11 protein-coding genes are annotated in these 12,243 nt (G+C 65.4%); 2 read left to right on the top strand and 9 right to left on the bottom strand.

Annotated features, from left to right (window positions below):
• Positions 1-58 precede the first annotated feature (58 nt).
• The 3 genes from CH268_RS16820 to pafA form a co-directional block, all read right to left on the bottom strand.
• On the bottom strand, positions 59-1,051 hold the full coding sequence (locus tag CH268_RS16820) for a helix-turn-helix transcriptional regulator (RefSeq protein WP_094665176.1): 993 nt from the start codon (positions 1,049-1,051) through the stop codon (positions 59-61).
• Entirely contained in the window at positions 1,048-2,040 is a 993-nt protein-coding gene (locus tag CH268_RS16825; protein WP_027497091.1) for a helix-turn-helix transcriptional regulator, read from the bottom strand. Before CH268_RS16825 ends, CH268_RS16820 begins: the two co-directional genes overlap by 4 nt.
• Before the next feature lie 93 nt (positions 2,041-2,133).
• The gene (pafA, locus tag CH268_RS16830; protein WP_174557245.1) at positions 2,134-3,492 is read right to left on the bottom strand and encodes a Pup--protein ligase; all 1,359 of its coding nucleotides are present in this window, start codon (positions 3,490-3,492) and stop codon (positions 2,134-2,136) included.
• Between the two features lie 76 nt (positions 3,493-3,568).
• Here pafA and CH268_RS16835 point away from each other — a divergent pair, with 76 nt between their 5' ends.
• The gene (locus CH268_RS16835) at positions 3,569-5,038 is read left to right on the top strand and encodes a bifunctional phosphatase PAP2/diacylglycerol kinase family protein (RefSeq protein WP_094665178.1); all 1,470 of its coding nucleotides are present in this window, start codon (positions 3,569-3,571) and stop codon (positions 5,036-5,038) included.
• A gap of 37 nt (positions 5,039-5,075) precedes the next feature.
• Here the strand turns inward: CH268_RS16835 and prcA are convergent, their stop codons facing one another.
• The 5 genes from prcA to arc form a co-directional block, all read right to left on the bottom strand.
• Positions 5,076-5,849, bottom strand: a complete 774-nt coding sequence (gene prcA, locus CH268_RS16840; protein WP_094665180.1) for a proteasome subunit alpha — start codon at positions 5,847-5,849, stop codon at positions 5,076-5,078.
• On the bottom strand, positions 5,846-6,787 hold the full coding sequence (prcB, locus tag CH268_RS16845; RefSeq protein ID WP_094665182.1) for a proteasome subunit beta: 942 nt from the start codon (positions 6,785-6,787) through the stop codon (positions 5,846-5,848). The genes prcA and prcB overlap by 4 nt, the downstream gene beginning before the upstream one ends.
• Positions 6,784-6,978, bottom strand: coding sequence for a ubiquitin-like protein Pup (locus CH268_RS16850; protein WP_027497086.1), 195 nt, complete (start codon positions 6,976-6,978; stop codon positions 6,784-6,786). Before CH268_RS16850 ends, prcB begins: the two co-directional genes overlap by 4 nt.
• A 195-nt stretch (positions 6,979-7,173) precedes the next feature.
• Positions 7,174-8,673 (bottom strand): depupylase/deamidase Dop, encoded by a 1,500-nt coding sequence (gene dop / locus CH268_RS16855; protein ID WP_027497085.1) that lies wholly within the window; start codon positions 8,671-8,673, stop codon positions 7,174-7,176.
• 81 nt (positions 8,674-8,754) lie between these two features.
• Positions 8,755-10,518, bottom strand: a complete 1,764-nt coding sequence (gene arc / locus CH268_RS16860; RefSeq protein ID WP_032365854.1) for a proteasome ATPase — start codon at positions 10,516-10,518, stop codon at positions 8,755-8,757.
• A 184-nt stretch (positions 10,519-10,702) separates the two neighbouring features.
• Between arc and CH268_RS16865 the strand changes: the two genes are divergently transcribed.
• Complete coding sequence (locus CH268_RS16865; protein ID WP_032391419.1) at positions 10,703-11,188, top strand: hypothetical protein; 486 nt, start codon at positions 10,703-10,705, stop codon at positions 11,186-11,188.
• Between the two features lie 22 nt (positions 11,189-11,210).
• On the opposite strand, the gene CH268_RS16870 is transcribed toward CH268_RS16865, so the two are convergent.
• Positions 11,211-12,026: a tRNA (adenine-N1)-methyltransferase gene (locus CH268_RS16870; protein WP_048318521.1), complete on the bottom strand. Its 816-nt coding sequence runs from the start codon at positions 12,024-12,026 to the stop codon at positions 11,211-11,213.
• Between the last annotated feature and the right edge of the window lie 217 nt (positions 12,027-12,243).

The following is a 12,243-nucleotide window of genomic DNA, read 5'->3' on the forward strand; positions in this document are numbered from 1 at the left end:
AGCGTACCCGACGGCGGGCGGTGCGCTCGGCAACGGAGCGCACCGCTTCACCTCACGTTCATGTTGCGACGCCGCCGGTGTCGGTGGCGTCGAGCTCCGCGTAGGCATTCAGGGCGGACCGCGCGCGATCGCGGACGGAATTCACCAAGGATTCAGGTCCCAGTACGGTGACGCCACCGCCGAACCCGAGGGTCAGCCGGGTCATCCACTGCAGCGTCGCGAAACGCATGGTCACCTCGATGGACCCGTCCGAATCGGCGGCTACCTGCGTCATCGGGTAGTAGTCCAGGATCCAGGTGAACGCAGGTGAGACGCGTAACCGCGCTTGGGACAGAGAGGGGTCGTCGTTGAAAATCTCGAACGCGTCCTCGTCCTGCACCGACTCGGGCGGGGACGACGGTTCGTCGAGTTCGGTGGCCGAATCGATGCGATCGAATCTGAACAGGCGAACGCCCTCGGCGCCGCGACACCATGCCTGCAGATAGCTGTTGTCGTCGACCACCACGGTCCTGATCGGATCGACGATGCGCTCGGTGAGCACGTCTCGCGACGCCGAGTAGTAGGTGAGTTCGAGTGCGTGCCGGGCTCGGAGCGCAGACCGTACGGTGCTCGACACCGGACCCTCCTCCGCGTCGGCCGTGTCGTGGTCGGACGAGAGCGGCACGTTCGCCGCCGCCGACCCGGCCGCGGTCTCGATCTTCGCTATTGCCCGCTGAGCGGCCGACGGATCGACCATCCCCGGCATCGAGGTCAACGACCGAAGTGCGACCAACAGTGCGGTGGCCTCGGTGGACGTCAACCGCAGCGGCCGGTCGATCCCGGCGGAGAAGGTGACGTCGATGCTCTCCTCCGAGAACGACAGATCGATGAGGTCACCCGGTCCGTACCCGGGCAGACCGCACATCCAGAGCTGATTGAGATCGGCCATCAGCGTCGCGGTGGTCACGCCCAGTTCCCGAGCGGCCTCCTCGGCGCTCAACCCCGGATTGGCCATGAAGAAGGGCACCATGTTGAGCAGGCGGGCCAACCGCACCGACAGACGCGCGCTCATCGTTCGTTCTCCAGTTCGGCTGCAGTCTGCAATGTGGAGATGACATCGGCCCGCAGCTCTGCCGGGGCCAACACCATCGCGTCGGGACCGTGACCGGCGATGAGCCGCGAAATCCAATCCCAGGACCGTACCGGAACCTCTACGACCGTTCCGGTGCGCGACCCCACCGTCTGCTCCCCCACCACGGTGCCCATCCTCCGCAGCTCCGTCGCCCGACCGTCCTGAAGCCACACTCGCGCGGTACCCGATACCGAGGACGTGCCCGCGACGCGGCGGACGATGTCCTGAAGATCGATACCGTCGGGCTTGCGGACACTCTGAGGTGATCCGAAGGCTTTGACGTCGTCGCCGATCCGGGACAGTCGGAAGGTTCGGGTGTCGTCTCGGTCCACGTCGTGTCCCACGAGGTACCACCGTCCCCGGAACGTCACAACGCCCCACGGCTGGACGGTTCGGGTGACGAACGGCTCGGTCAACGAGGGTCGATGTTCGAACCGCACCGACTTACCCTCGTCGATCGCCGCGAGCAGGGCGCCCAGTGCGGGCTCGGACCCGCGGGTTCGGGCCGGAACGGCCGTGACGGCAGCGGCCGACTCGTTCTGGTCGACCTGAATACCTGCGGCGCGCAGTTTCAGCAGCGCACTCTGGGCCGCGGAGGTCAGTTCCGGTGATTCCCACAGTTTGACGGCCACCGCGACCGCAGCCGATTCCTCGCTGGTGAGATCGATGTCCGGCAGCTCGTAGGCATCTCGGTTGATGCGATAGCCCTCGACACCACCGAACCGCGTGGCGATGCCGGTCTCGAGGGGCACCCCGAGATCGCGCAGTTCGTTCTTGTCACGCTCGAACATCCTGCTGAACGCCTCGAGGCTCGTCGAGTCGTCGTACCCGGCAACGCTCTCGCGGATCCACTCCGCGGTCAGGAACTGACGCGTCGACAACAGACAGATGACCAGGTTCATCAGGCGTTCGACTTTGGTGGTGGCCACGACAGTCGAGCCTAGTTGTTCACCGCCCGCCGGAGCTGTAGCGACCCGAGTTGCCTGGATCGCTACCCGACCTCCAGCAGAGTCGCGTTCGGACTACATCGATGCGATGAGTCGCTCGACGCGCTCGTCGACCGAACGGAACGGGTCCTTGCACAACACCGTTCGCTGCGCCTGATCGTTGAGTTTCAGGTGTACCCAGTCGACGGTGAAGTCGCGTCCGGCTTCCTGGGCCGCGGTGATGAACTCACCGCGCAGCTTCGCGCGTGTCGTCTGCGGCGGCAGATTCACCGCTTCGTCGATCTGCTCGTCCTCGGTGACTCGCTTGACCAGACCCTTGCGCTGCAGCACGTCGAACACTCCCCGTCCACGCTTGATGTCGTGGTACGCAAGATCGAGCTGAGCGATCTTGGGATCGGAAAGTTCCATCGAGTAGCGGTCCTGATACCGCTCGAACAGCTTGCGTTTGATGACCCAGTCGATTTCGGTGTCGACCTTGGCGAAGTCCTGCGACTCGATGGCATCGAGTGTGCGCCCCCACAGGTCGACCACCTGGGTCACCTGAGCATTCGGCTCCCGCGTCTGGAGATGCTCGACGGCCCGGGAGTAGTACTCACGCTGGATTTCGAGTGCACTGGCCTGGCGACCACCGGCGAGGCGGACCGGCCTGCGACCGGTCAGATCGTGGCTGACCTCGCGAATGGCCCGAATCGGATTGTCCAGCGCGAAGTCTCGGAACGAGACGCCTGCCTCGATCATCTCGAGTACGAGTGCGGCCGTCCCCACCTTGAGCATGGTCGAGGTCTCGGCCATGTTGGAATCGCCGACGATGACGTGGAGCCGGCGATACTTCTCGGCATCGGCGTGCGGTTCGTCGCGGGTGTTGATGATCGGCCGCGAACGAGTGGTGGCCGACGACACGCCTTCCCAGATGTGCTCGGCGCGCTGCGAGAGGCAGAACGTCGCGGCCTTCGGTGTCTGCAGCACCTTGCCTGCGCCACAGATCAATTGGCGGGTGACCAGGAACGGAAGGAGTACATCCGAGATGCGCGAGAATTCGCCCGCTCGCTGGACGAGGAAATTCTCGTGGCAACCGTAGGAGTTGCCCGCCGAATCGGTGTTGTTCTTGAACAGGTAGATGTCTCCGCCGATGCCCTCCTCGGCGAGACGCTGTTCGGCGTCGATCAGCAGATCCTCGAGTACTCGCTCGCCTGCGCGATCATGGGTGACCAATTGCAGTAGGCTGTCGCATTCGGCAGTGGCGTACTCGGGATGCGAACCGACGTCGAGATACAGGCGAGCGCCGTTGCGGAGGAACACATTCGAGCTGCGGCCCCACGAGACCACGCGACGGAAGAGGTAGCGGGCCACCTCGTCCGGACTCAGGCGTCGGTGTCCGTGAAAGGTACATGTGACACCGAACTCGGTCTCGATGCCCATAATTCGTCGCTGCACACTTCGACACTACAACGCAAGCCACCGATGGATGTGTCGGAGCGCCTCGATGGCGTCCATGCCTAGGCTGGGCCCTATGACTTCCACGCCTACGTCTGTTGCGGCCTCGGTTCACGCGTGGGACCTGTCCCTGGTTGCGCGAAGCGCGGCATTGCGCTCGAGCAGGGCGGATGCAGGGCTCCGCGCGTTGAGCACGGCCGCCGATCACAGTCGCCTGTGGCTCGGAGCGGCCGCACTTCTCGGCGCGGCCGGTGGCTCGGCCCGACGCGGCGGCGTGCGGGGGCTGATCGCCGTGGCGGGTGCGAGCGCCGTGGCGAACGGTCTGCTCAAGCCGGTGTTCCCGAGGTCGAGGCCGGGTACCGAGCTGGTTCCCGTACTGCGCCGCGTGCTCGCCCCGCCGGTGTCCTCGTCGTTTCCCTCCGGTCACTCGGCGTCCGCAGCCGCCTTCGTCACCGCGGTCGCCATCGAATCACCGAAGGCAGGATTGCTGTTGGCTCCGGTCGCCGCAGCAGTCTGCTATTCCCGGGTTCACGTCGGCGTCCACTGGCCCACCGATGTCGTCGCCGGAGCGGCGCTCGGTTCGGCGATCGCGCTGTCGACCCGCCGCTGGTGGGCCGTGCGTTCGGCGAAGCCCGCCGATCTCGGCTCGCCGGTCGAGGTCGAGGCACTGCCGGGCGGACGGGGACTGTTGGTGCTGGTCAATCCCGGATCCGGTGACGGTTCGGAGGCGGTACCGGACGCCATCCGTCGCGAGCTCCCCGACGCCGACCTCTTCGTACCCGATCCCGAGAGGGACTTCAACGAGCAACTCGAAGAGAGAATTCGGGACACGACGCCGCGTGCTCTCGGAGTGTGTGGAGGCGACGGCACGGTCGTCAGCGTCGCCGCCTCGGCCGCCCGTAACGGTTTGCCACTCGCCGCGTTTCCGGGTGGCACTCTCAACCACTTCGCCCGCGACACCGGTCTGACCGCAGTCGAGGACACCGCCGCCGCCGTCGAGGCGGGCACCGCCGAACTGGTCGACATCGCCGAGGTGGACGTCGACGGCCGCAGTGTGTCGTTCGTGAACACCGCGACGTTCGGGGGTTACCCCGACTCGGTGCGGTTACGGCAGAAGCTGCAGAAGCGAATCGGTAAGTGGCCGGCCGCTGCGGTTGCGATGACACGAGTGCTCGCGGCTGCAGAGCCACTGAACATTCGACTCGACGGGGCGCCGCACTCGGTGTGGATGCTCTTCGTCGGTAACGGTACCTACGATCCGATCGATCAAGTTCCCATGTCGCGCAGCAGCATTCATACCGGCACCCTCGATGTTCGCTTTCTCCCGTCGGAGCCCAGGGCATCGAGAACACGACTGCTGTGGGCGACGATCACCGGAACGCTCGGCTCGTCGCCTGCCTACGTGCGCAGTGTGGCGCAACGATTGACCGTCGAGGTGGACGGTGCCCCGGTTGCCCTCGCGGCCGACGGCGAGGTCGTCGGAGACGGCACGACATTCCAGTTCAGCAGCGACAAGAACGGCCTCGTGCTCTACCGGAAGCGATAGAGCACGAGGCCGTCGACCTCGATCCGAAGTGTGGGGACTACTGCGCAGTCTCCGGCTCCGAGGAGCCGTCGCCGGTCGCGGACGGTGCCGATGCGGGCAACATGTCCGCCAGAGCAGCTCCGGCGATACGCCGGAACGCTCGACGCGGTCGCCCCTGATCCAGGACGGCTACCTCCAGGGCCGACACCTCGAGAACCTTCTTCTCGGGCTCGGCACCGGCAGTCGCAGGCGACGTCGGACCGGCGGTGAGCGCGTCGACGGCGATACGAACTGCGTCCGCCAACCCGAGGCCGGACCGGTACGTATCCTTCAGCGCGGCCACGATGGGCTCGGTGGTGCCGCCCATGACGACGAAATCCTGTTCGTCGACGATGGAGCCGTCGTACGTGATGCGGTAGAGCTGCGTGGCCATCGGCTCGTCCTGATGGGACACCTCGGCGACGCAGATCTCGACCTCGTACGGCTTGAGCTGCTCGGTGAAGATGGTGCCCAGTGCCTGGGCGTAGGTCTTCGCCAACGACCGGCCGGTGACATCGCGTCGATCGTAGGTGTATCCCTTGATGTCCGCGTGCTGGATGCCGGCCTTGCGTAGGTTCTCGAACTCGTTGTACTTGCCTACGGCAGCGAAACCGATGCGGTCGTAGAGCTCACTGACCTTGTGCAGCGCGGTCGAACGATTCTCCGCGACGAACAGGACCCCGTCGGCATACGCCAGCACGATGACGCTGCGGCCGCGGCCGATTCCCTTGCGCGCCAATTCCGAACGATCGCGCATGATCTGTTCGGCAGATGCGTAATACGGCATCGTCATAGCGCGCTATCCCCTTCACTGACTTCCTGGCCTGCTCGGGTGTGGTGGTCCGTGCCGCCGGTGTGTGCTGCGCTCTCGGTTCGTTCTGCCAGAACCGATCGGGCCGCAGCCGATATGCGATCGTGCGCGACGTCGTCCGCACCGACGCTCGTGATGGCAACCGCCGTCGGGTAGATGCCGCGGGTGACATCGGGACCACCGGTGGCCGAGTCGTCGTCGGCGGCGTCGTACAGCGACTCGACTGCAGCCCGGAGCGCCTCGTCCTCGGACATTCCGGGGCGGTACAACTTCTTGAGCGCGGATTTGGCGAACAACGAGCCCGAACCCACCGCGTGATAGCCCGACCGCTCCTCGTAACGCCCGCCGACCACGTCGTACGACACGATGCGTCCGGCTCTGTCGGGGTCGGAGATGTCGATGTCGAATCCGACCAGCAACGGCACCGCAGCCAGTCCCTGCATCGCCGCACCCAGATTGCTCCGAACCATCGACGACAACTTGTTGGCCTTGCCGTTGAAGGTGAGGGGCACACCTTCGATCTTCTCGTAGTGCTCGAGTTCGACAGCGAACAGACGAACCAATTCGATTGCGATACCAGCAGTTCCGGCAATACCCGCAGCGGAGTACTCGTCGGTGACGTAGACCTTCTGCATGTCGCGGTTGGCGATCAGATTGCCCTGAGTGGCGCGCCGATCACCGGCGATCAGCACCCCGCCCGCGTAGGTGAGGGCGACGATCGTCGTCCCGTGCGGAGCGATGCCGGACTTGTCGGTGGTGCCGTTGGCGGCATGGGACGCCAGGTCCGCGGCGAGGCCGCTCTCCGGCAGCAGGTGCGGGGCGTGCTGCCGGAGGTAGTCGGAGAAGGACGAGCTACTGGACCCCAGCGGAATCGCCGATCCGTCGCCTGCCGACCGTGGGTCCGAACGATCCACCGTCACTGGCCGCCCTTCTGAACGTAGGCGCGGACGAAGTCCTCGGCATTCTCCTCGAGTACGTCGTCGATCTCGTCGAGAAGATCGTCGGTCTCCTCGGCCAACTTCTCGCGCCGTTCCTGGCCACCGGCCCCCGTGTCGCCTGGGACCTCGTCGTCGCCGCCGCCGCCCGAGCGCCGTGTCTGCTCCTGAGCCATAGTCGCCGACCTCCTCCGTGTATCGAGAAAACAGATCTACTGCACGGTCGCCGGGTCATCCGAGGCGCACCGGCGTGGATGTGCAAGTGCTACCGAACGTTCCGCCGAAAGTGCACGGACCTTTACCCTACCGACAGTCCGACCTCGCCGGTTGGCAAGACACCGCCGAACGACCCATTCGAATGCCCTGGACGATCAGGTGGTGAGCTGGTCGACCAGTTCCGCTGCACTGTCCACGGACTCCAGCAGGGCACCGACGTGGGATTTCGTTCCCCGCAACGGCTCGAGCGTCGGAATCCGTACCAACGAATCGCCACCGAGATCGAAGATGACCGAGTCCCAGCTCGCCGCGGCGATGTCGGCACCGAATTTGCGCAGGCATTCGCCGCGGAAGTAGGCCCTCGTGTCGTCGGGCGGTGTGCCGACCGCATCGAGAACTTGCTGCTCGGTCACGAGACGATCCATCGAACCGCGGGCGACCAACCTGTTGTAGAGCCCCTTGTCGAGGCGGACATCGGAATACTGCAGGTCCACCAGGTGCAGTCGCGGAGCGGACCAGCCGAGGCCCTCACGCTGTCGGAAGCCTTCGAGCAGTCGCAATTTCGCCGGCCAGTCCAGCAGATGCGCGCACTCCATGGGATCGCGCTCGAGCAGGTCCAGCACCATCGCCCACTTGTCGAGCACGTCCAGTGCTCGTGCGTCGTCGCTGCCCTCGGCAGCCACGAACTTCGCCGCCCGCTGGTGGTAGATCCGCTGCAGCGCAAGGCCCGTCAGTTCGCGGCCGTCGGCGAGTGCCACGGCTTTACGCAGGGTGGGATCGTGGCTGATCTGATGGACAGCCGTGACCGGCCTGGCCAGCTGCAGATCCGACAGGTCGACGCCCGCCTCGATGAGGTCGAGCACGAGGGCCGTGGTTCCCACCTTGAGGTAGGTCGACATCTCCGCCAGGTTCGCGTCGCCGATGATGCAGTGCAGACGTCGGTACTTGTCTGCGTCTGCGTGCGGTTCGTCCCTGGTGTTGATGATGCCGCGCTTGAGGGTGGTCTCCAGTCCGACCTCCACCTCGATGTAGTCCGCTCGCTGCGAGAGCTGGAAGCCGGCCTCGTCGCCCGACTGGCCGATACCGACTCGACCGGAGCCGGTGATGACCTGCCTGGAGGCGAAGAACGGCGAGAGCCCCGCGATCACCGCCGAGAACGGCGTCTCGCGCGACATCAGGTAGTTCTCGTGCGTGCCGTACGACGCGCCCTTGCCGTCGACGTTGTTCTTGTACAGCTGCAGGCGCGGAGCCCCCGGGACGCTCGACGCGTGCCGTGCGGCCGCTTCCATGACGCGTTCGCCTGCCTTGTCCCAGATCACCGCGTCCAATGGGTCCCGCACCTCCGGGGCCGAGTACTCGGGGTGCGCGTGATCGACGTACAGGCGGGCACCGTTGGTGAGAATCATGTTCGCCGCACCGATCTCGTCGGCATCGATGACCGGAGCCGGTCCGCTGAACCGTCCGAGATCGAAGCCTCGTGCATCGCGCAGCGGTGATTCCACCTCGTAGTCCCAGCGGGTGCGCTTGGCGCGGGGCACTCCTGCGGCTGCCGCGTACGCCAACACCGCCTGGGTGGACGTCAGGATCGGGTTGGCGGTGGGTTCGGTCGGTGAAGAAATGCCGTACTCGACCTCGATACCGATGATGCGCTGCATAAGTCGAGCCTAGACGGCCGACAGATGCAGTTCGGGGCGCGCCCTGTGCGGACGCGCCCCGAAAACTGCCCAGCGGTGGATCTACAGGTACTGACCGGTATTGGCCTCGGTGTCGATCGCCCGGCTCGCGCTGGCGTTCTTACCGGTGACCAACGTGCGAATGTAGACGATTCGCTCGCCCTTCTTGCCCGAGATCCGAGCCCAGTCGTCCGGATTCGTGGTGTTCGGCAGATCTTCGTTCTCCGCGAACTCGTCGACGATGGAATCGAAAAGGTGCTGAATCCGCAGTCCGGCGTTTCCGGTTTCGAGAACCGACTTGATGGCGTACTTCTTTGCCCGGTCGACGATGTTCTGGATCATGGCCCCGGAGTTGAAGTCCTTGAAGTACAGAACTTCCTTGTCCCCGTTGGCGTAGGTGACCTCGAGGAACCGATTGTCGTCACTCTCGGCGTACATGCGCTCGACGACGCGATCGATCATGCCCCGGATGCACGCCGCGCGATCGCCGCCGAACTCGGCGACGTCGTCGGCGTTGACCGGAAGCGAATCGGTCAGGTACTTCGAGAAGATGTCCTGTGCCGATTCGGCGTCGGGACGCTCGATCTTGATCTTCACGTCGAGTCGGCCGGGTCGCAGGATCGCCGGGTCGATCATGTCCTCGCGATTGGACGCACCGATCACGATGACGTTCTCTAGGCCTTCGACACCGTCGATCTCGGCGAGCAGCTGCGGAACGACCGTCGTCTCCACGTCGGACGAGACGCCGGAGCCGCGGGTACGGAAGATCGAGTCCATCTCGTCGAAGAACACGATGACCGGGGTGCCCTCGGACGCCTTCTCTCGTGCCCGCTGAAAGATCATGCGGATATGACGCTCGGTCTCACCGACGAACTTGTTGAGCAGCTCGGGGCCCTTGATGTTGAGGAAGAACGACTTCGCCTCCCGCGCATCCTGGCCACGTGCCTCGGCGATCTTCTTGGCCAACGAGTTGGCAACGGCCTTGGCGATCAACGTCTTTCCACACCCGGGAGGGCCGTACAGCAGCACGCCCTTCGGTGGCCGCAGTGAGTACTCCCGGAACAGGTCCTTGTGCAGGAACGGCAGCTCTACGGCGTCCCGAATCTGCTCGATCTGTCGACCGAGACCGCCGATGTCCTCGTATCCGACGTCCGGAACCTCCTCGAGAACGAGATCCTCCACCTCGGCCTTGGGAACTCGCTCGAACGCGTAGCCGGCCTTGGTGTCGACCAGCAGCGAATCCCCGGGACGGAGCTTCCGTGACGGCTCGTCCGGGTCGACCGGTCCGTCGTCGTTTACCATGTCGATCAACGGTTTGGCCAGCCAGACCACCCGTTCCTCGTCGGCGTGTCCGACGACGAGAGCGCGCGATCCATCCCCCAGAAGCTCTCGGAGAGTGCTGATCTCGCCGACCTGATCGAAGGTGCACGCCTCGACGATGGTCAACGCCTCGTTCAGCCGCACGGTCTGTCCCGGAGCGAGCGTGTCGGCCTCGATGTTGGGTGAGCACGTCAGCCGCATCTTCCGACCGGACGTGAACACGTCGACTGTGCCGTCCTCGAACACGCTCAGCAGGACGCCGTATCCGCTCGGCGGTTGGCCGAGACGGTCCACCTCCTCGCGCAGCGCAATGAGCTGTTGTCGGGCCTCCTTGAGAGTGTCGAGCAACTTCGTGTTGCGCAGCGACAAGGAATCGACCCGGCCCTCGAGCTCGCGTACCTGCTCGGGGGACTCCCCCAGTTGGCGCCGTAGCGACGCGACTTCGGCTCGCACGGCGTCCAGTTCGGCTCTGGCCGCGGCCACATCCGGATTGTCTGTTGAGCTCATGAGCGACTCCTCCCAGTGACGATCTATCAACGCTACCGGCAGCGGCGCGGAGATGCGGACCGACACCTCGAACGGGGTCGGCATCCACTCTGCTCGGCGGCCCCGAAAGGCCATCCCAGTTCATGTTAGCCTCACCTGACCAAACGATCGACAGACGACGGAATCAGGGGCCTCACCAGTGAAAATGCGTATTCTCTCGGCAAGCGTCGCAGTAGCCGCGGTGGCTCTGGTGGGTGCAGGATGCAGTTCGAGCGATGAATCCGATCACGCCGATCACAATTCCGCGTCGACCAGCGACTCCATGCCGGCGACCACCGCGGGGCCGGCTGTCACAGCACCTACCGTCGCCGAGCTGCAGACCTCGCTGCAGCAGCTGGTCGCACCGGACGTGGACGCCGCGACCAAGGCGGCGGCGGTGGAGAACGGTCAGGCGCGCCTGACGAACCTGGAGACGATGACCGCCGCACTGGCGAACTACGGAGCGATCACCTTCGAGGTGTCGGAACCGACCGTCGCAGGCGAGACGTCCACCGCGGACGTCGCCATCGCCACCCCACGCGGGACCGCGGCTCCGGCACCGCAGACCTGGGTGCTGATCGATGGCACCTGGAAGCTGTCGGACGCAAGCACGTGCCAGATCCTGGCCATGGGCCAGGCACCCTGCGTCTGAGTCGACAGCCGAGCCTGCAGCGTCAGCCCTTACCGGAACGACGCTGCGGTTTCGGGGTCACGGTGCCCTCGGCGAGGCGTCGAACGCTGACGAGGAATGCCGTGTGACCCTGCATGCGGTGCTCGGGGCGAACTGCAAGACCCACCACGTGCCAGCCGCGAACCATCGACTCCCACGATCGAGGTTCGGTCCAGCACTCTTGTGCGCGCAGCGCCTCGACGACCTTGGACAGCTGCGTCACCGTGGCCACGTAGACAAGCAGCACCCCACCGGGGACGAGGGCCTTGGACACCGCGGGCAACGCGTCCCACGGCGCGAGCATGTCCAGGACCACCCGATCGACCTGCTCACCCGGACGATCGACACCGAACTGGTCGACGTCTGCCACGGTCAGGTGCCAGTTCGACGGGCGCTCGCCGAAGAACGTCTCGACGTTCTTCACGGCATAGTCGGCGTGGTCCTGCCGGATCTCGTAGGAGATGACCGTTCCTTCTGTACCGACTGCACGCAGCAGTGAGCACGTCAGAGCGCCGGATCCTGCACCGGCTTCGAGCACCCGTGCGCCGGGGAACATGTCACCCTCGTGCACGATCTGCGCCGCGTCCTTGGGGTAGATCACCTGGGCGCCGCGGGGCATCGAGAGCACGTAGTCGGTCAGCAGCGGCCGCAGCGCGAGGTAGGGGGTGCCGTTGACGGAGGTGACGACGCTGCCCTCGTCGGCACCGAGCAGTTTGTCGTGAGTGATGCCGCCGCGGTGAGTATGGAACTCCTTACCGGCTTCCAGTACCACCGTGTAGTGACGACCCTTGCCGTCGGTGAGCTGAACTCGATCGCCCACTCGAAACGGCCCGCTGCGGGCGGGACCGGTCTCCGCCGGTGCGTCGGCAGCTGTGGCGTCGGCAGCTGGAGTGACCTCCGCGCCGGACGTGACATTCGGGTCGAGTTCGATCTCGTCGGTCGTGGCAGTGACCACGTCGTCCGCACTGGGCAGCGATGCGTCGACAGTGGCGTCGAACGCGGCGTCGGCCTCGAATCCGTCGGTCGACGCGGATGTG

Origin of the sequence: Rhodococcus sp. 06-1460-1B (assembly GCF_002258475.1) — a bacterium.
Classification (GTDB): domain Bacteria; phylum Actinomycetota; class Actinomycetes; order Mycobacteriales; family Mycobacteriaceae; genus Rhodococcoides; species Rhodococcoides fascians.

Coding starts and splice junctions, on each gene's coding strand:
- dop (WP_027497085.1), bottom strand. CDS start 8,673: ATGCAGCGCATCATCGGTATCGAGGTCGAGTACGGCATTTCTTCACCG.
- CH268_RS16865 (WP_032391419.1), top strand. CDS start 10,703: ATGCGTATTCTCTCGGCAAGCGTCGCAGTAGCCGCGGTGGCTCTGGTG.
- arc (WP_032365854.1), bottom strand. CDS start 10,518: ATGAGCTCAACAGACAATCCGGATGTGGCCGCGGCCAGAGCCGAACTG.
- prcA (WP_094665180.1), bottom strand. CDS start 5,849: ATGACGATGCCGTATTACGCATCTGCCGAACAGATCATGCGCGATCGT.
- CH268_RS16820 (WP_094665176.1), bottom strand. CDS start 1,051: ATGAGCGCGCGTCTGTCGGTGCGGTTGGCCCGCCTGCTCAACATGGTG.
- CH268_RS16850 (WP_027497086.1), bottom strand. CDS start 6,978: ATGGCTCAGGAGCAGACACGGCGCTCGGGCGGCGGCGGCGACGACGAG.
- CH268_RS16835 (WP_094665178.1), top strand. CDS start 3,569: ATGACTTCCACGCCTACGTCTGTTGCGGCCTCGGTTCACGCGTGGGAC.